The sequence below is a fragment of the Variovorax boronicumulans genome (assembly GCF_030812215.1).
Lineage (GTDB): Bacteria > Pseudomonadota > Gammaproteobacteria > Burkholderiales > Burkholderiaceae_C > Variovorax > Variovorax boronicumulans_C.
In genome coordinates, this window is sequence record NZ_JAUSSG010000001.1 from 747,887 (window position 1) to 766,126 (window position 18,240).

At 67.0% G+C, this 18,240-nt stretch carries 19 protein-coding genes; 9 read left to right on the plus strand and 10 right to left on the minus strand.

The features are described from left to right. Nucleotides 1-10 precede the first annotated feature (10 nt). Nucleotides 11-982 carry a tripartite tricarboxylate transporter substrate-binding protein gene (locus J2W23_RS03435; RefSeq protein WP_307647690.1) on the plus strand — a complete coding sequence of 324 codons (972 nt, stop codon included), beginning with the start codon at nt 11-13 and terminating at the stop codon, nt 980-982. On the opposite strand, the gene J2W23_RS03440 is transcribed toward J2W23_RS03435, so the two are convergent. The 3 genes from J2W23_RS03440 to J2W23_RS03450 are packed head-to-tail and all read right to left on the minus strand — an operon-like array spanning nt 969 to nt 3,566. Further along, nucleotides 969-1,508 carry a cysteine hydrolase family protein gene (locus tag J2W23_RS03440; RefSeq protein WP_307647691.1) on the minus strand — a complete coding sequence of 180 codons (540 nt, stop codon included), beginning with the start codon at nt 1,506-1,508 and terminating at the stop codon, nt 969-971. The genes J2W23_RS03435 and J2W23_RS03440 overlap by 14 nt on opposite strands. 4 nt (nt 1,509-1,512) lie before the next feature. Further along, nucleotides 1,513-1,926: a hypothetical protein gene (locus J2W23_RS03445; protein WP_176658377.1), complete on the minus strand. Its 414-nt coding sequence runs from the start codon at nt 1,924-1,926 to the stop codon at nt 1,513-1,515. A gap of 50 nt (nt 1,927-1,976) precedes the next feature. Next, on the minus strand, nt 1,977-3,566 hold the full coding sequence (locus J2W23_RS03450; protein ID WP_307647692.1) for an esterase/lipase family protein: 1,590 nt from the start codon (nt 3,564-3,566) through the stop codon (nt 1,977-1,979). 221 nt (nt 3,567-3,787) lie between these two features. Here J2W23_RS03450 and J2W23_RS03455 point away from each other — a divergent pair, with 221 nt between their 5' ends. Further along, on the plus strand, nt 3,788-4,909 hold the full coding sequence (locus tag J2W23_RS03455; RefSeq protein WP_176658379.1) for an MBL fold metallo-hydrolase: 1,122 nt from the start codon (nt 3,788-3,790) through the stop codon (nt 4,907-4,909). A 24-nt stretch (nt 4,910-4,933) separates the two neighbouring features. Here J2W23_RS03455 and J2W23_RS03460 read toward each other — a convergent pair whose 3' ends face one another. From J2W23_RS03460 to J2W23_RS03475, 4 genes are read right to left on the minus strand one after another with little or no spacing between them, the layout of a single operon-like run. Continuing rightward, a complete protein-coding gene (locus tag J2W23_RS03460; protein ID WP_176658380.1) occupies nt 4,934-5,125 on the minus strand; it encodes a hypothetical protein in 192 nt (63 codons plus the stop codon). Beyond that, on the minus strand, nt 5,125-7,518 hold the full coding sequence (gene parC, locus J2W23_RS03465) for a DNA topoisomerase IV subunit A (protein ID WP_307647693.1): 2,394 nt from the start codon (nt 7,516-7,518) through the stop codon (nt 5,125-5,127). Before parC ends, J2W23_RS03460 begins: the two co-directional genes overlap by 1 nt. A gap of 38 nt (nt 7,519-7,556) precedes the next feature. Next, nucleotides 7,557-8,492 (minus strand): lytic transglycosylase domain-containing protein, encoded by a 936-nt coding sequence (locus J2W23_RS03470; protein WP_307648060.1) that lies wholly within the window; start codon nt 8,490-8,492, stop codon nt 7,557-7,559. A gap of 23 nt (nt 8,493-8,515) precedes the next feature. Further along, nucleotides 8,516-10,504, minus strand: a complete 1,989-nt coding sequence (locus tag J2W23_RS03475; protein WP_307647694.1) for a DNA topoisomerase IV subunit B — start codon at nt 10,502-10,504, stop codon at nt 8,516-8,518. Nucleotides 10,505-10,658: 154 nt separating this feature from the next. On the opposite strand from J2W23_RS03475, the gene J2W23_RS03480 reads away from it, so the two are divergent. The 6 genes from J2W23_RS03480 (at nt 10,659) to J2W23_RS03505 (ending at nt 15,615) form a co-directional block, all read left to right on the plus strand. After that, on the plus strand, nt 10,659-11,882 hold the full coding sequence (locus tag J2W23_RS03480) for an MFS transporter (RefSeq protein WP_176658992.1): 1,224 nt from the start codon (nt 10,659-10,661) through the stop codon (nt 11,880-11,882). 21 nt (nt 11,883-11,903) lie between these two features. Further along, nucleotides 11,904-12,044: a hypothetical protein gene (locus tag J2W23_RS03485; RefSeq protein ID WP_176658383.1), complete on the plus strand. Its 141-nt coding sequence runs from the start codon at nt 11,904-11,906 to the stop codon at nt 12,042-12,044. A gap of 16 nt (nt 12,045-12,060) precedes the next feature. Beyond that, complete coding sequence (locus J2W23_RS03490) at nt 12,061-12,630, plus strand: class I SAM-dependent methyltransferase (protein WP_307647695.1); 570 nt, start codon at nt 12,061-12,063, stop codon at nt 12,628-12,630. A gap of 43 nt (nt 12,631-12,673) precedes the next feature. Continuing rightward, a complete protein-coding gene (gene dapA / locus J2W23_RS03495) occupies nt 12,674-13,600 on the plus strand; it encodes a 4-hydroxy-tetrahydrodipicolinate synthase (RefSeq protein WP_373423890.1) in 927 nt (308 codons plus the stop codon). A 141-nt stretch (nt 13,601-13,741) separates the two neighbouring features. Then, the gene (gene bamC / locus J2W23_RS03500) at nt 13,742-14,833 is read left to right on the plus strand and encodes an outer membrane protein assembly factor BamC (protein ID WP_307647696.1); all 1,092 of its coding nucleotides are present in this window, start codon (nt 13,742-13,744) and stop codon (nt 14,831-14,833) included. 5 nt (nt 14,834-14,838) lie between these two features. Further along, nucleotides 14,839-15,615: an MBL fold metallo-hydrolase gene (locus J2W23_RS03505; RefSeq protein WP_176658386.1), complete on the plus strand. Its 777-nt coding sequence runs from the start codon at nt 14,839-14,841 to the stop codon at nt 15,613-15,615. Between the two features lie 75 nt (nt 15,616-15,690). On the opposite strand, the gene J2W23_RS03510 is transcribed toward J2W23_RS03505, so the two are convergent. From J2W23_RS03510 to J2W23_RS03520, 3 genes are all read right to left on the minus strand, one after another. Next, the gene (locus J2W23_RS03510; RefSeq protein WP_176658387.1) at nt 15,691-15,954 is read right to left on the minus strand and encodes a hypothetical protein; all 264 of its coding nucleotides are present in this window, start codon (nt 15,952-15,954) and stop codon (nt 15,691-15,693) included. 94 nt (nt 15,955-16,048) lie between these two features. Then, the gene (locus J2W23_RS03515; RefSeq protein WP_307647697.1) at nt 16,049-16,555 is read right to left on the minus strand and encodes a hypothetical protein; all 507 of its coding nucleotides are present in this window, start codon (nt 16,553-16,555) and stop codon (nt 16,049-16,051) included. Continuing rightward, nucleotides 16,545-17,687, minus strand: a complete 1,143-nt coding sequence (locus tag J2W23_RS03520) for a JmjC domain-containing protein (protein ID WP_307647698.1) — start codon at nt 17,685-17,687, stop codon at nt 16,545-16,547. The genes J2W23_RS03515 and J2W23_RS03520 overlap by 11 nt, the downstream gene beginning before the upstream one ends. Nucleotides 17,688-17,701: 14 nt before the next feature. Between J2W23_RS03520 and J2W23_RS03525 the strand changes: the two genes are divergently transcribed. After that, nucleotides 17,702-18,226: an FKBP-type peptidyl-prolyl cis-trans isomerase gene (locus J2W23_RS03525; RefSeq protein ID WP_176658390.1), complete on the plus strand. Its 525-nt coding sequence runs from the start codon at nt 17,702-17,704 to the stop codon at nt 18,224-18,226. Nucleotides 18,227-18,240 lie beyond the last annotated feature (14 nt).

Consider the following 18,240-nt stretch of genomic DNA (forward strand, 5'->3'; position numbering starts at 1 on the left):
GAACGCCATGATGTTTTCAAAGCTTCGCGCCCTCGCCTTCGGCCTGGTGTTCGCGGCCGCCTCGTGCGCCTCGCTGGCCGATGGCCCGCCGATCCGCATCCTGGTCGGCTTCCCGCCCGGCGGCAGCAGCGATGCCATCGCGCGCCAGCTTGCGCAAGGCATGCAGCAGGAGCTCGGCCGGCCGGTGGTCGTGGAGAACCGCAGTGGCGCAGGCGGGCAGATCGCCGCACAGGCGCTGCGCGCGGCCAAGCCCGACGGCACGACGCTCTTCTTCTCGAACAGCCACACGGTATCGATCATTCCCGTGACGGTGCTGAACCCGGGGTTCGACGTGGCGCGCGACTTCGTACCCGTCAGCCTCGTGACGCTGAACCCCGATGTGCTCGGGCTCAATCCGTCGGTCATCGGCGTGGCCCATCCCGCCATGAAGGATTTCACCGAATGGGCGAAGGCCAACGCCGGCAAGGCGAGCGTCGGGGTGCCGGCGCCGGGCTCGGGCCCGGAGTTCGCGGTCGGCGTCATCTCGCGCGCACTGAACACCGGCATGACGCCCGTGCCGTACCGCGGCGATGCACCGCTGATACAGGACCTCGTTGCGGGCCAGTTGCCCGCCGGCATCGGCGGCGTCGGGGCCATGCTGCCGTATGCGGACGCGGGCAAGGTCCGCATCGTCGCGGTCAACGGTCCATCGCGCCTTGCGCGCCTGCCGGACGTGCCGACCTACAAGGAACTGGGCATCGACGGACTGGAGGAGCTCATCTTCACCGCCGTCTTCGCACCGGCCGGCACGCCGCCCGAGTTCGTGCGGCAGTACAACGCCGCGATCGGCAAGGTCGTGAAGAGCGGCGTGTTCTCCGAACGGACGAGCAGCCTGGGCGTGACGCCGGCATCGAGCACGCCCGAAGAGCTGGCAAGGCGCACGGAATCGAGCCGCGCCGTCTATGCACGGCTGGCGAAGGAGACGGGCTTCAAGCCCCAGTGAGCACGATCTCCGCGCTCGCGACCGCGCTGATGCGCACGCCGAAGCTCGTGATGTTCGACAGCGTCGCGTTGTGGTGCGCGCGAATGAAGGCGCCGGTGGCATGCGGCTTGTCGTGCGAGGTGTGCGCATCGGCCGCGAGCACCACTTCGTAGCCCAGCGCGGCGGCCCGGCGGGTGGTGGTGTCGACGCAGAACTCCGACGAGTAGCCACAGATCACCAGGCGCCGCACGCCCTGCCCCATGAGCCATGCCTCGAGCGGCGTGCGCAAAAAGGAGTCGGGCGTGGTCTTGCGGATGCGGGTGTCGGCGGCATCGATCTGCAGCGCGTCGGCGAGTTGCCAGCGCTCGGAATCGAACTCCAGGTCAACCGCGTTCTCGTGCTGGATAAAGGCCACCGGCAGGCCGGCTGCGCGGGCGCGCGCAGTAAGCGCGTTGATGCGCTGGATCACGTCCTGGGCCTCGTGCGGGCGCGGCGGATCGTCGCAAAGGCCGCGCTGCACATCGATGACGAGAACCGCAGTTTTCATGGTGCTAGAAGGCAAGGCCCTTGACCGACCACAGGATGGAGCCGGACAAGAGCGTGGAGATAAGCGCGACCACCGCGCTGGCACCGAACGAGGTGCCGATGCCGATCTGGAAACCCAGCGTGTAGGCCACGAAGAGCCCCGCCATCGCCAGCAGCGCGGGCGTGCCGTCGACGTGGTGAATGCCTGTTCCGGCGAAGAAGCTCATGTAGGCCAGCAGCGCCAGCGCCACGAAGAGCGAGGCATAGAACACCGACTTGAACGACTCGCCCAGCGTGGGCGACACGCCTGCCACCACCTGTGTCGATATCTTCACCACCACCGTCACGAACAGCACCAGCGCACAGACCGCGATCGTGAGCTTGAGCGGCGCCATGAAGGCGAAGAAGATGAACGCGCCGATGAAGAGGAGGTAATGCATGTGAGGTGCGATTGTGGGGCTTGAGGCGCCGGTGCACGCCTCTCGGCCGCTCAACTCCAGGCGCTGACCTCCAGCCGCACCTTGCCGCTGATGCCGGGCGCCGCCGCTGCGGCACCGAGGCTGGAGAGCGGCACGACGAACTGGAGCTTGCCGCCAGCCAGTTGCTTCGGACTGATCGGCAGCGATGCCTGCCCCGCCGTGTCGGTCTGCCAGCCGTACTTGAGATTCCAGTTCTGCGCTGGGTCGTCGGCCTGGGGCGGCGCGATCTCGATGACCAGCGTGTCGCGGAAGAGCGAACTTCCCTCGTAGTGCCCGTCGAGCCAGAACTTCTTGTTCACCTGGTAGTCGGGCACGCGCACACCCAGCGTCATGGCGTAGGCGAGCGTCGGCCGGTCTTGCTTGACGCGGGCCTTGTTGGCCAGGAACACGGTCGAGAGATAGATCGAGCGGCGCTCGGGCTTCTTCGGATCGGTCAGCTCCTTGTGCGTGCGGCAGGCGGGCGAGTCTTCCTCGGCCACGCGCCGGCTCAGGTACCAGCGCTTGCCGCGAGGCGCGGCCAGCAGTTCGACCTGGTAGAGCGCATCGATGTCGGCGTCCTTGGGCAGGTCGGGCGGCAGGGTCACGCCGTCGACGTCGAACCAGAGGTCGACCCGCACGTCGCCGAAGAGAAAGCGCACGAGGTTCTGATAGGCCTCCTCGGAGTTGACGATGCCGAAGTAGCCCGAGTGCGAACGAAAGGCATATGCGGTGGCCACGGGCTGCGTCTTCTTGTTCGCATCGATGGACCAGAGCGAGGCGTTCTCGATGCGCACCAGACCGTCGCTGCCGTGGCCCGCGAACATGCGCGAGAGCCCCTTGGCGGTTTCGTAGTCGCCGCGGTTGGAGCCGACCATGCAGAAGAAGCGCTCGGCCGGGAAGGCCGAAACCGGCAGGTAGTCCATGCGGCCGTTGACGGCCGGCGTGGCAAGGAACTCGGACATCTTCTCGCGGTTGAAGGTGTTCATCTCGTTGGCCGTGAGCCAGGCCGGGATGTTGACGCCGCCCATGTCGATGCCGTTGTGCGGCGTGGCATAGGTGAACACCTTGTCGACACAGGCCCGCGCGGCGGGGTCGCCCAGCGCCGGGTTCTGCAGGAAGGCGCGCACCACCAGCCCGCCCATCGAGTGCGCCACCAAATAGCAGCGGAAGTCGGCGGTCGCAGCAGCCCCTTCGCGCTGCCCCACGAGGTCGCGCACCCGCAGGATCAGCTTGCTCAGGCCCTGCGCATAGAACTTGATGTTGCGCGACTTGCCATCGCCCAGCAGTTCGGAGCCCGTGTCGTAGTAGCGGTAGATGATGACCGAGGCGGAAGGGATGCCGTCCACGTCCTTGCCGGTCTCGTCGGGCGAGGGCTTCCAGTCGTCGTCCAGGATGTCCAGGCCGTTCTGGTAGACGCTCTGGTACTGGAAGTCGGCCAGGAGGCGCACCACGGGCGACTCGAAGACGAACTTCTGCGCGGGCGCGTCTTTCTTGACGGTGGCGCGGTAGACCGTGGAGCCGAGATTGAAGCCGCAGAACGGATCGGCCGCGGTCTCGTCGCGCTCGGATTCGGTCATGGCATAGCCACGCACATAGATGATGGGATAGCGGTTGTCGCTCATTTTTGTATCACCTTCTCCTGGCCCATGAAGGCCCCGAGTGTGCCGCGCCGAAGCGGTGCGTGCCATAGGGCGCATGGCATACGGAAGGGCCTGGACGGGCATGCCGCGCCGGCCTCGAAAATTCCCCTGCCCACCGAATGTTTCTGTCGCTGAAACCATTGAAACATGTGCCCGGGATAGTCTCGCGCCTCATCACAAACATACGTCCAGAGGTTCTTTCCATGGCTGACGAATCGGCTTCGCAGGGGTCCTACCTGCCCCAACTCCTGCGCCGGGGCACGGCGCTCGCCGCGGCCGGCTGCGCCTTCGTCGCGGGGTGCAGTGCCGCAGGCGGTGGCGAGACACGCTACGACAACTCGCCGCAGTTCCGGGACGGCGTGTTCCAGAACATGGCCAACCCCGACGAGAAGCCCTCGGCCAGCGCATGGCGCATCTGGTCGCGCTTCATCGTCGGCAGCAAGGTGGACACGGTGCCGGTCGATGCGATCCCCGTGCGCGAAATCAACGCCAAGGACCTGGACGCGCTCGACGCCAAGAGCAATCACGTGGTGCGGCTGGGTCACTCGTCGCACCTGCTCAAGCTGCGCGGCAAATACTGGCTGATCGACCCGGTGTTCAGCGAGCGTGCCTCGCCCGTGCAGTGGGCCGGGCCGAAGCGCTTTCACAAGCCGCCGATCGCGCTGGAGCAACTGCCGCCCATCGAAGGCGTGATCCTTTCGCACGACCACTACGACCACCTGGACGTGGCAACCATCGAATACCTCGCCAAGAGCGTGAAGCGTTACTTCGTGCCGCTGGGCGTGCGCTCGCGGCTGGTGGTGATGGGCGTGCCCGCCGACCGCGTGAGCGAACTCGACTGGTGGCAGGACGCCGAGCACGACGGTGTGAAGCTCACCGCCACGCCTGCCCAGCATTTCTCGGGCCGCACGCTCTCGGATCGCGGCCGCACGCTGTGGGCTTCATGGGTGGTGCAGAGCGGCGAGCAGCGCATCTTCTACAGCGGCGACTCGGGCTACTTCCAGGGCTTCAAGCAGATCGGCGAGCGCTTCGGCGGCTTCGACCTGGCGCTGATGGAAAACGGCGCCTACGACGCCTACTGGCCCGGCGTGCACATGACGCCCGAGCAGAGCGTGCAAGCCTTCGAGGACCTGCGCGGCAAGGTGTTCTTCTCGGTGCACAACAGCACCTTCGATCTCTCGTTCCACACCTGGCACGACCCGCTGGACCGCATCGCGAGCCTCACGGAAGCCAAGAAGATCGAACTGGCGACGCCGGTGATCGGCGAAGTGGTGACGGTGGGGCAGGCGCGGACCAATACGCGGTGGTGGCAGGGGCTGCGTTAGCCCCTCGCCTGCGCCGACAGCCTGCTACCTGCCGCCTTCGCGCCGCTCGCGCGCCCGGCGCACCTGCCGCGTCTCGATGGCCTGCGCCGCGATCCGGTCCTTCTCGCGCCGCCTGGCTGCGCGCTTCATCCGGAAATGCCGGCCCACCAGGAAGCTGGCGAGGCCGGTGACCACCGCGATGAACAGGCCGATGACGCTGATGTCGATGCCGCCCATCACAACACCCGCACGATGCTGGCCGGCTTGAAGCCCAGGTCGGCCGCCTTGCCCTTGCGGGCGCGGGTGCCGCGCGCGTTGTTGAGAGTGCGGATCTCCAGCGTCTCGTCGCGCTCCTTGCCGCCGCGGCCGATGCCCTCGATCTTCACGCTGCGCGTGTAGGCCGCGGCACCCGCGAGGGTGTCCTTGGGTTCCAGGTCGATCAGCGTGAGGCCGCGGCCGCCCTTGGGCAGGCTCTTGAGTTCGGCGATGTCGAAGGTCAGGATGCGGCCGCCGGTCGAGGCGCAGGCCACATGCGTGGCGGCCGGCATCGGCTCGGCGCCGCTCGCGCCGCCCACCAGAGAGGGGCGGCAGAGTTGCTCTCCCTCGCCCACGTCGATGAAGGCCTTGCCGCCGCGCTGGCGCGACATCATGTTCTCGACCGTCGCGATGAAGCCGTAGCCGCCGGTGTTGGCCAGCAGCACGCTCGCGCCGACCGGACCCGCGAAGAAGTGCGTGACGTGCGTGCCGGCATCGAGCTCGATGAGCGTGGTGACGGGCTGGCCGTCGCCGCGCGCGCCGGGCAGCGAGGCCACGGGCACGGTGTAGACGCGCACGCTCTTGTCCTTGGCGCTGCCGAAGACCAGCAGCGTGTCGACGCTGCGGCATTCGAAGGCGCCGTAGAGCGTGTCGCCCGACTTGAAGCTGTACTCGGGCGCAGCGCCTCCGTTGCCGGCGGCCTTCTCGCTCGCCCAGCCTTTCTGTGCGCGGACCCAACCCTTCTGCGACACGATCACGGTCACGGGTTCGTCCACCACCTTCACTTCGGCCACGGCGCGCTTTTCGGCCTGGATCAGTGTGCGGCGCGCGTCTTCGAAGGTCTTGGCGTCGGCTTCGATTTCCTTCACCAGCAAGCGGCGCAGCGTGGCGGGGCTGCCGAGAATGTCTTCGAGCTTTTTCTGCTCCGAGCGCAACTCATCCAGCTGTTGCTGGATCTTGATGGCTTCGAGCCGCGCAAGCTGGCGCAGCCGGATTTCGAGGATGTCTTCCGCCTGCACCTCGGAGAGGTTGAAGCGGGCGATGAGCGCCGCCTTCGGATCTTCCGCCGCGCGGATGATCGCGATCACCTCGTCGATGTTCAGCAGCACCAGCTGCCGGCCTTCGAGGATGTGGATGCGCTCCAGCACCTTGTTGAGCCGGTGCCGCGAACGCTTCTCGACGGTGACTTCGCGGAACGCGATCCACTCGTTGAGCATCTGGCGCAGCGACTTCTGCGTGGGCTTGCCATCGATGCCGACCATCGTGAGGTTGATCGGCGAGGAGGTTTCGAGCGAGGTCTGCGCGAGCAGCGTGGTGATGAACTCTTCCTGGCTGATGCGCGAGGTCTTGGGCTCGAACACCAGGCGCACGGCGGCGTCCTTGCTCGACTCGTCGCGCACCACGTCCAGCACCGACAGCATCGCGGCCTTCAGCTGCGTCTGGTCGGCCGAAAGAGCCTTCTTGCCGGCCTTGACCTTCGGGTTGGTGATTTCCTCGATCTCTTCGAGCACCTTCTGCGTGCTCACGCCGGGCGGCAGTTCGTTGACCACGAGCTGCCACTGGCCGCGTGCGAGGTCTTCGATCTTCCAGCGTGCGCGCACCTTGAGCGAGCCGCGGCCGGTGCGGTAGGCGTCGGCGATGTCGCTGGCGCTGCTGATGATCTGCGCGCCGCCCGGATAGTCGGGACCCGGCACGATGGCGAAGAGCTCTTCTTCGCTCAGCTTGCCGTTGGACTTGATCAGCGCGACGCAGGCGTCGGCAATTTCGCGCAGGTTGTGGCTCGGGATCTCGGTGGCCAGGCCGACCGCGATGCCGCTTGCGCCATTGAGCAGCGTGAAGGGCAGCCGCGCGGGCAAGAGGCGCGGCTCCTCGGTGCTGCCGTCGTAGTTGGGAATGAAGTCGACCGTGCCTTCGTCGATCTCGTCGAGCAGGAGGCTGGTGATGCGCGCGAGGCGCGCCTCGGTGTAGCGCATGGCCGCGGCGCCGTCGCCGTCGCGGCTGCCGAAGTTGCCCTGGCCGTCGACCAGCGGGTAGCGCTGCGAAAAGTCTTGCGCCATGCGCACCAGCGCGTCGTAGGCGGCCTGGTCGCTGTGCGGGTGGAAGCGGCCGAGCACGTCGCCGACCACGCGCGCGCTCTTGACCGGCTTGGCGCCCACGGTGCCGTTGGTGCCGCCAAAGCCCAGGCCCATGCGCGACATCGAATACAGGATGCGCCGCTGCACCGGCTTCTGGCCGTCGGACACGTCGGGCAGCGCGCGGCCCTTGACCACGCTGAGCGCGTATTCGAGGTAGGCGGTCTGTGCGTAGTCGGCCAGCGTGAGGGTGGTGTCGCCGTCGGTCGGGCCGCCGAGGTCGAGCGGAGGTTGGGAATCCATCGTCTGTCGTTTCCGGAAGATTGCTGTTGCTTGTTTGTTTATTCGGTCATGGCCACCGAAGATGCGCCGGTCGTGGACGCGGCCGGCACTTCGGGCATGTAGGGAGAGGTCGGCACATCGACCGGCTCCGCCAGCGGGGGCGCGGCAGGCTTGGTGGCCGGCGAAGCAGCCGGCAGCCAGGGCCGGTCGGGCGGCATGTTCCCGCGGCCGGCGGCACCGCCCATTTCCATGCGGATACGCCCGGGCGACTTGCCGCCGCTCCCGATACGCCCCCCGGTCGCGCCGGGCTTCAGGTACGCGTAGAGCTGCAGCACCGTCTTCACGTAGTTCTGCGTTTCCTTGTAGTTCGGGATCTTGTTGCCCGCGCGCTGCACCGCACCCTCGCCCGCGTTGTAGGCGGCGAGCGCCAGCTCGATCTGCCCCGGGAACATCGCGATCAGGTCGCGCAGGTAGCGGGAGCCGGCGGCGATGTTGATGCGTGGGTCGAACAGCTTCTTCTCGATGCTGGTGCGCTTGTCCGCCGCGACGCCGTAGCGCTGCGCGGTCGCGGGCATGAGCTGCATGAGGCCCATCGCGCCCTTGGGCGAAACGGCCTGCGCGTCGAAGCCCGACTCGGTGGCAATCAGCGCCTGCAGCAGTTCGTAGTCGATCGAATGCTTGTTCGACGCATCGCGCAGCGCCGCCTTGGCGGTCTTGTAGCTGGGCGAGGCCTCGAAGAGCGCCAGCAGGCTCTGCGACGCCGGCGGCACCTTGCCGTCGAACTTGCGCGCGCTGCGCGAAAGCGGCGAGATGCCCTGCGCCGTGTCGAAGCTCTGGCCGCCGCGAAAGAAGACCTGGTAGCGCTCGTCGACCTTCTCGGCGGCGAAGTGCGCGACGCCCTTGCTGTCGATGTAGCCGTAGATGTCAGCGGCGTGCGCCGGCCCCTGCGGCAAGCACAGCACGCACAACAAAAAGGCCAACAGCAACGCACGCATGAAGTCTGGAAGGGTCACGGGGGTCAAACATCGATATCGACGTCGTCGGCGCGCAGTTCCATCAGTTCGCGCCGGGCGGCCGCTTCGCCCTTGCCCATGAGCTTGGTGATCTCGCCCTGGGTGGAGGTGAAGTCGAAGCGTCCCAGCTGCACCTGCATCAGGCGCCGGGTATCGGGATTGAGCGTGGTTTCCCACAATTGTTCCGCGCTCATCTCGCCCAGGCCCTTGAAGCGGCTGATGCTCCAGGCGCCTTCGCGCACGCCGTCCTTGCGCAGTTTGTCGAGCGTGGCGGTCAGTTCGCCCTCGTCGAGCGCATACACCTTGGACGCCGGCTTCTTGCCGCGCGCGGGCGCATCGACCCGGAAGAGCGGCGGCTTCGCGACATACACATGTCCGGTTTCGATGAGTTTCGGAAAGTGACGGAAGAACAGCGTGAGCAGCAGCACCTGGATGTGCGAGCCGTCCACGTCGGCATCGGAGAGGATGCAGATCTTTCCGTAGCGCAGGCCGCTCATGTCGGGCGAGTCGTTCGGGCCGTGCGGATCGACGCCCACGGCCACCGAGATGTCGTGGATTTCGGTGTTGGCGAAGAGCCGGTCGCGCTCCACTTCCCAGGTGTTGAGCACCTTGCCGCGCAGCGGCAGGATGGCCTGGCTTTCCTTGTCTCGGCCCATCTTGGCGCTGCCGCCGGCGGAGTCGCCCTCGACCAGGAAGACCTCGTTGTGGCTGATGTCCTTGCTCTCGCAGTCGGTCAGCTTGCCGGGCAGCACGGCCACGCCGGAGCCCTTGCGCTTCTCGACCTTCTGGCCGGCGCGCTGGCGGGTCTGCGCGGCCTTGATGGCGAGTTCGGCGAGCTTCTTGCCGTAGTCGACGTGCTGGTTGAGCCAGAGTTCGAGCGCGGGACGCACGAAGCTGGACACCAGCCGCACCGCGTCGCGCGAATTCAGCCGCTCCTTGATCTGGCCCTGGAACTGCGGATCAAGCACCTTGGCGCTCAGCACGTACGAAGCGCGCGCGAACACGTCTTCAGGCAGGAGCTTCACGCCCTTGGGCAACAGCGAATGCAGCTCGATGAAGCCCTTCACCGCGGTGAAGAGGCCGTCGCGCAGGCCGCTCTCGTGCGTGCCGCCGGCGCTGGTGGGGATCAGGTTGACGTAGCTCTCGCGCACCGGCTGGCCGTCTTCGGTGAAGGCCACGCACCAGTCGGCGCCCTCGCCTTCGGCGAAGTTGTCGGCGTTCTTGTCGGCATGGCCGCTGCCTTCGAACAACGGGATCACCGGGTCGCCGTTGAGCGTCTGCATCAGGTAGTCGCTCAGGCCGCCCTTGTAGAGCCACTGCTGCGTTTCCTTGGTCTTCTCGACGGTCAGCGTGACGCTCACGCCGGGCATCAGCACGGCCTTGCTGCGCAGGAGGTGCGTGAGCTCGTTCATCGGGAGCGCGGCGGTTTCGAAGTACTTGGCGTCGGGCCAGGCGCGCACCGTGGTGCCCTGCTTGCGCTCGCCGGCCTCGAGCTTGCGGATTTCGAGCGCCTCGATCACGTCGCCGGCGCCAAAGGCCAACTTGGCCGCCGAGCCTTCGCGGTGGGAAGTGACTTCGAGCCGCTTGGACAGCGCATTGGTCACCGACACGCCCACGCCGTGCAAGCCGCCCGAGAAGCTGTAGGCGCCGCCCGAGCCTTTGTCGAACTTGCCGCCCGCATGCAGCCGGGTGTAGACCAGTTCGATCACGGGCGCTTTTTCTTCGGGGTGCATGCCGAACGGGATGCCGCGGCCATCGTCCTCGACGCTCACCGAGCCGTCGGCGTGCAGCGTGACCTTGATCTTCTTGCCGTAGCCCGCGAGCGCCTCGTCGGCGGCGTTGTCCAGCACTTCCTGGATGATGTGCAGGGGGTTGTCGGTCCGGGTGTACATGCCCGGGCGCTGCTTGACGGGCTCGAGGCCCTTGAGCACGCGGATGGAGCCTTCCGAGTAGCCGGAAGCGGAGTCTGAAGTTGTCTTGGGAGGAGTCGCCATGGGGGCGGATTGTAGTCAGTCGCCGCCAAACAACTGGATACCCATACAGCAGGCGCTTTGATGCCGGATGCGCATTGAAACGGCGCCGATAAATCATCAATGGCTTTGGCCGCCAGACCGCCTGCCGCAGCACGCAATGGCTACATTCGACGGCATGCAAGCCTCCACGCCCACCCTCTCGATCAAGCAGGTGCTGTTCTGCGGCGCCATGATCGTCACGCTCTCGATGGGCATCCGCCACGGCTTCGGCCTCTGGCTGCAGCCGATCACGCAGGCGCAGGACTGGAGCCGGCAGACCTTTTCCTTCGCCCTTGCGATCCAGAACCTCTCGTGGGGCATCTTCGGCGTGTTCGCGGGCATGCTGGCCGACCGCTTCGGGGCCTTCCGCGTGCTGATCGGCGGCTCGGTGTTCTATGCGCTGGGGCTGTTCGGCATGGCGCATTCGCCGACGCCGCTGCTGTTCAGCTTGAGTGCGGGCGTGCTGATCGGCGCGGCGCAGGCGGGCACCACCTACGCGGTGATCTACGGCGTGATCGGGCGGCAGATTCCGGCCGAGCGGCGTTCCTGGGCGATGGGCGTTGCGGCGGCGGCCGGCTCGTTCGGCCAGTTCCTGATGGCGCCCATCGAGGGCCGCCTGATCGGCAGCCTTGGCTGGCAGACCGCGCTGGCGGTGCTCGCCGTGCTGGTGCTGGTGATCGTGCCGCTGGCCTTCGGCCTGCGCGAGCCGAAGACAGCGGCGCTCGCCGGGCACCGCGACCAATCGGTGCTGCAGGCGGTGGGCGAGGCCTTTCGCTACCCGAGCTTCGGCCTCCTGATGGCAGGCTATTTCGTCTGCGGGTTCCAGCTGGCCTTCATCGGCATCCACATGCCGACCTACCTGCGCGACCGGAGCCTGTCGGCCGACGTCGCCGGCTACGCGCTGGCGCTGATCGGGCTCTTCAATGTGTTCGGCACTTACACGGTCGGCCTGCTGGGGCAGACGCTGGCCAAGCGCAAGATCCTCGCTGCGATCTACTTCGCGCGGGCGGTGTCGATCGCGCTGTTCCTGATCGTGCCGATCTCGCCGGTCAGCGTGTATGTGTTCTCGGCGGCGATGGGCTTCCTCTGGCTCTCCACCGTGCCCGCGACGAATGCGATCGTGGCGGGCATCTTCGGAGTGGCGCACCTGTCGATGCTCAGCGGCTTCGTGTTCCTGAGCCACCAGGTCGGCTCGTTCCTGGGCGTGTGGCTCGGCGGCTACCTGTACGACACGACCGGCAGTTACGACATCGTCTGGTACATCGCGATTGCGCTGGGCGTGTTCGCGGCGCTGATCAACCTGCCCGTAAAGGAGCACGCCATCGCCCGCGCGGTGCGGCCGGCGGCGGTGCCGGGTTGATTGCAGGCAGACAATCGAGCCATGACTCCGCAGATGCGCCACCACCTCGCACACGCCGGCTGGCTCGCAGCCGTGCTGGCGGCGCTGGCGGGCGTGTTCATGCTCTATACCCATCCGGAATTTCTCGTGACGCTGGTCGACCAGGTGTGGTCGTGCTTCTGAGGCGGGCCGATTTGCTATGAAAGATGTAGCGCCGTTGCACGGCACGGGTGCGCCTTCGGGATGGATCGTGCGCTGGTCGCACCTGCTGCCCGCCAATGCGACGGTGCTCGATGTGGCCTGCGGCGCGGGCCGGCATATGCAGTGGTTCGCCGGGCGTGGACATGCAGTGACGGGCGTCGACCGATCACCGGAAGCGACTGCGGCAGCCGGCGCCTTCGGACAGGCCATCACGGCCGATATCGAATCCGGCCCCTGGCCTTTCGCCGGCCAGGCCTTCGGCGCGGTGGTCGTCACCAATTACCTGTGGCGCGCCCGCATGGCCGACATCGTGGCCGCCGTGGCCCCCGGGGGCGTGCTGCTCTACGAGACCTTCGCCGCCGGCAACGAAACGGTCGGCAAGCCGTCGCGAGCCGACTTCCTGCTGCAGCCCGGCGAACTGCTCGCAGCCTGCGCGGATCTGCGCGTGGTGGCCTACGAGGACGGGTTTCTCCCCGAACCGGCGCGCTTCGTGCAGCGTATTGCCGCCATCCGTGTCCCCGATCCTCTTGAGGGCCCTCCGCTGCGCGCCCTCCTTGAGGGAAACTGAGGGGGCCGGGCCCGCTGCCTTGGCGGTGCCCGGAGTAAGTAGAATCGGCGCTTTCGTCCACCGACAAAGAGATTCCCCCTTGGAGCAACTGACAGGCAGCATCGTCGCGCTCGTCACGCCGATGCACGACGACGGCAGTGTCGACTACCCCGCCCTGCGGCGACTCATCGATTGGCACATCGACGAAGGCACCGACTGCCTTGGCGTGGTCGGCACCACCGGCGAATCGCCGACGGTCGATGTGGAAGAGCACTGCGAAATCATCCGCGTCTCGGTCGAGCAAGCCAAGGGCCGCGTGCCCGTGATGGCCGGCTGCGGCGCCAACTCGACCAAGGAAGCCATCGAGCTGGCCAAGTTCGCCAAGGGCGTGGGCGCCGATTCGCAACTGCAGGTCGTGCCCTACTACAACAAGCCGACGCAAGAGGGTCAGTACCAGCACTTCAAGGCCATCGCCGAGGCCGTGGGCGACCTGCCCATCGTGCTGTACAACGTGCCCGGCCGCACTGTTGCCGATATGGCGCACGACACCGTGCTGCGCCTGGCACAAGTGCCCGGCATCATCGGCATCAAGGAAGCCACCGGCAACATCGAACGCGCCCAGTGGCTCATTCGCGATGTGCCGAAGAACTTCGCCGTGTATTCCGGCGACGACCCGACCGCCGTGGCGCTCATGCTCTGCGGCGGCCAGGGCAACATCAGCGTCACGGCCAACATCGCGCCGCGCAAGATGCATGAACTCTGCGTGGCGGCCCTCGCCGGCGACGTGAAGCGCGCCATGCAGATCCAGTTCGAGCTCATGCCGCTGCACCGCAACCTGTTCGTCGAACCCAATCCGATTCCGCTCAAGTGGGCCATGGCCCGGCTCGGTCTCTGCGGAGGCGCCCTCAGGCTGCCGCTCACCGAACTCGGCGAAGCCAGCCGTCCGGCGGTCGAGGGCGCCCTGCGCGCCACCGGCCTGCTCAAGAACTGAGCCCCTCCCCGATACAAGCCTGCGATCCGCTTTTTCCCTGGCCGCAACAAGGTTAAGCAACCTTTTGCCCGAACTGTGCTCAGAGATGGCGGGCACTGCGGCCCATAGATTGACCGAACCATTCCAACAAGGAAGACGACGTTGAAGAACCTTTCGCAACTTTCGCGATATGCACTGCTGGCCACCCTCGTTGCCAGCCTCGCCGCCTGCTCCGTGCTCGAGAGCGACAAGATCGACTACAAGAGCGCCGGCAAGGCCCCAACGCTCGAAGTCCCGCCCGACCTGTCGCAGCTCTCGCGCGACAACCGCTATGCGGTGCCCGGCGGCGCAGTCACCGCCAATTCGTACCAGACCGGCATCGCCAATGCGCCGGGCGTGCCCACCGCCGTCGCCAACATCGGCGACGTGCGCATGGAGCGCGCGGGCACGCAGCGCTGGATCGTCGTCAACCGCACGCCCGACCAGCTCTGGGAACCGGTGAAGGACTTCTGGCAGGAAAGCGGCTTCCTGCTGACCACCGAGCAGCGCAACCTGGGCATCATGGAAACCGACTGGGCCGAGAACCGCGCCAAGCTGCCGCAGGACATCATCCGCGGGACGCTGGGCAAGCTGGTCGACTCGGTCTACTCGACCGGCGAACTCGACCGCTTCCGCACCCGCATCGAGCGCACGACCAACGGCACCGAGATCTTCATCAGCCACCGCGGCATGCAGGAGGTCTACAACAACTCGCGCCAGGACCAGACCGTGTGGCAGCCGCGTCCGAGCGACCCTGAACTCGAAACCGAATTCCTGCGCCGCCTGATGGTCAAGCTGGGCGTCTCGCAAGAACAGTCGAAGATCCTGGCCGCCACCTCGGCACCGGCAAAGACCGCGACCATCGCCAGCGTGGGCAACCAGCCCGTGGTGCAGATCAGCGAAGGGTTCGACCGCGCATGGCGCCGCGTCGGCCTGGCGCTCGACCGCACCGGCTTCACCGTGGAAGACCGCGACCGCAGCGCCGGCATCTACTACGTGCGCTACGTGACACCGAACCCCGACAAGAAGGAAGAAGGCTTCTTCGGCAAGCTGTTCAGCAGCTCGTCCAAGGATGAAAAGCCGATCAAGTTCCGCATTCTCGTGAAGAGCCAGGGCGAATCGACCACCGTCTCGGTGCAGAACGAAGCCGGCGCGCCCGAAACCTCGGCCAACGCGCAGCGCATCGTCAAGGTCATTGCCGACGACCTGAAGTAACCCGCATGCTCCGCTTCCGAAGCCTCGGTAGCGGCAGCACGGGCAATGCCGCGCTGGTCGAGGCGACCAGCGGCGGCCGCACCTCCCGGCTCCTCGTCGACTGCGGCTTCGGCATCCGGCAACTCGACCAGCGGCTGGCCCAGGCGGGCCTTGCCGCCGGCGACATCGACGCCATCTTCATCACCCACGAGCACGGCGACCACATCGGCTGCGCCCACGCGCTCTCGCGGCGCAACCGCATTCCCGTCTGGATGAGCGAAGGCACCTGGCTCGCCACGGGCGGCCGCGACTTCGAGGGCCGGCTGAACCTGGCGCGCGACGACGCGGAGTTCGCAGTCGGCGACATCTCCGTGCAACCTTTCACCGTGCCCCACGACGCGCGTGAGCCATTGCAGCTTCGCTGCACGGACGGCGCACGCACGCTCGGCGTATTGACCGACCTGGGGCACGCCACGGCCCACGTACTGAATCGCCTGGCCGGCGTGCATGCGCTGCTGCTCGAGTTCAATCACGACAGCGACCTCCTGGCCAACTCGGCCTACCCGCCTTTCCTCAAGCTGCGCGTAGGCGGCAACTACGGGCACCTGTCGAATGCAGCGGCAGCGGAGATCGCGCGCACGGTACGGCACGACGGCCTGCGCCATGTCGTCGCAGCACATCTGAGCGAGCAGAACAACCGGCCCGACATCGTGCGGCGCCTGATGGCCGAGGCGCTGGGTGGCCATGAGGCGGAAATGCTTACCGCCACCGCGGCCGAGGGCTCGCCCTGGCTCGATGTCTGACCGCCAGCTGACCTGCCGGCGACCCCAGTAGAAAAGCCGCCCTCGGGCGGCTTTCTGCTGTGTGAAGGATCCGGCTTATTGCTTGGGTGCTTCGTTCTTCTTCGCGGCCTCTGTCGCGGCATTCGCAGCGTCCAGTGCCGACGAAGCGGCGGGCGAAGGCGCGGTGGCGGCCGGATCGGCGGAAGGCGCCGGTGCGGCAGCAGGCGGGGCTGCGGGTTCGGTCACGGGAGCGGGCGGAGGCGTCACGACCGCAGGGGCGGCGTCCTCTTTCTTGCCGCAGGCAACGAGTGCGGCAGCGGCGATCAACGAGGCAATCAGGACGGACGACGACTTCTTCATGAGAACTCCTTTGGCAAAGAATGTCTGGAACGAAAAAATTCTAGACCCGCATCTCCGCCTGAATGTGTCTCGTGGCCGCATTCGCGGCATTGGCTTACAAGCCGAGCGTCGACGCCGGAAATGCCGGGCGGCCCACGCGCCAGCTCTCGTCGATGGATTCGCGCAGTTCGCGGCGGGCGCGCGGATCGGCGCCGCAGACGCCGCGGCAGCGCTCGGGGTCGATGCGGTGCGCGAACCAGGTGGGCGTCCAGATCGCGCTCGGTACTTCGGCACCGGCCGCCTTGCCGGTGGCCCGGCATTCGATGATGTGGTCCCACATGCGGCGCCACGGCACGAAGCGCGCGTGGCCGCGCTCGATCACATCGAAGCGCTGTGCCAGCAGCACGAAACGCCGGCCGCTGGCCGACCAGGCCTGCAGCGCCTCGATGCTGGCGCGCTCGCCCAGGGGCCAGTCGGCGAAGTCGGGGTCGCTGAAGACGATCTCCTTCCAGCCCTCGCGCGCAGCGGTCGACAGTGCATGGCGCACGATCGCGCCGAAAGCCTCGCGGCCGTCGAAGCGGCCTTCGGGCAGCAGCAGCGGCGAAGGGTCGTCAGTCGGCATGAACCCAGCCCGCCTCGCACCACTCGGCCAGCAGCGCCAGTGCCCCTTCGCTGGCCCGCGCCAGTTCGCGCGGGCCGAGCGCGCGCCGGTCGGCCAGCTTGCGCATCAGCGCGGCATCGGCGCCGCCTGCACGAAAGCTTTCGCCGTTGATGTAGATGTGGCGCGTGTCGTAGAGCATGCGCGTGCGGCGGTCGAGCGCCAGCTGCCGCATCGCGTCGGGCACATCGCCGCCTTCGTCGAACCAGATGTTGGCCTTGGGCTCGGTCAGCGATTCGCCGAGGGCGCGGTCGATGGCGTCCGGGTCGCGCAGCGCAGCTTCGACGGCCTTGCGCGCAAAGGCCTGCAGCGCAGCGGGCATCGCGGCCGGCGCATCGACCGCGGGCTGCGTCGGATCGCGGTAGCGCGCCAGTTCCGCGGGGCCTGCGTCCTCGAGGTCTTCCGAATAAGCCTGTGCCATGCGTGCCAACAAATCCGCGCCGAGTTCGCCCAGGGCGGACGAGCGCAGGCCGATGGAAAAGGTCATGCAGTCGTCGCCGACCGCCACGCCTTCATGGGCGTACTTCGGGGGCAGGTAGAGCATGTCGCCCGGCTCGAGCACGAAGGTCTCTTGCGGCTCGAAGTTCTCGAGGATCTTGAGCGGCACGCCCGGCTGCAGGCTGAGGTCCCCCTGCTTGCCGATGGACCAGCGGCGGCGGCCCTGGGCCTGCAGCAGGAAGACGTCGTAGCTGTCGAAATGCGCACCGACGCCGCCGGTGTCGCTCGCGTAGCTGATCATCAGGTCGTCCAGCCGCGCATCGGGCAGGAAGCGGAACCGCCGCAGCAGCTCGTGCACGCCCTCGTGGTGCAGGTCGACGCCTTGCACCAGCAGGGTCCAGGCGGGTTGCTTCAGCGGCGGCAAGGCACGTCGCGGCAGCGGGCCATGCTTGAGCGACCAGCCGGACTTGCCGTGGCGGATGAGGCGCGACTCCACCTCTTCGCGCTCGGCCAGCGCAAACAGCGCACTGCGATCGATCGGTGGCACCATGGCGGGAATGGCCTGGCGGACCAAGAGCGGCTTTTTCTGCCAGTACCGCCGCATGAACTGCGCGGCGCTCAGGCCGCCGAGCAACGGCAGCGTTTGTGTAATCTCCATGGGAGAATTCTGCAATGGAAATCTCTGAACAATGCGTGGTCGGTTTGACCTGGACGATGAAAGACACGCTCGGCGACGTGCTGGATGTGCTCGACGAGCCGGTCGAATTCATGGTGGGCGGCGACGATCTTTTCGACGTCATCGAGGCGGCGCTGCAAGGCCATGAGCCTGGCGCCCGTGTGCAATTGCAGGTCGAGCCCGAGCAGGGCTTCGGCGACTTCAACGACCAGCTGCTCTTTCTCGAGCCGCGCTCGTTGTTTCCCGAGGGCACGGAAGAAGGCATGACCTTCGACGGCTCCGCCCTGCCCAAGGGCGTGAGCGACGGCATCCCGCGGGACGCGCTCTACACGGTTGCCGAAATCTATCCTGATCACCTCGTGCTCGACGGCAACCATCCGTTGGCCGGCATCGCGATCCGCCTCGATATCACCGTGCGCTCGGTGCGCGAAGCCACGGAAGAAGAAGTCGGTCGCGGCACGGCAGGCACGGCCTTCTTCAAGGTGCCGCCGATGGCGCCGGGCAACCAGATGCTGCACTGAGAAGGTGTGAGCGA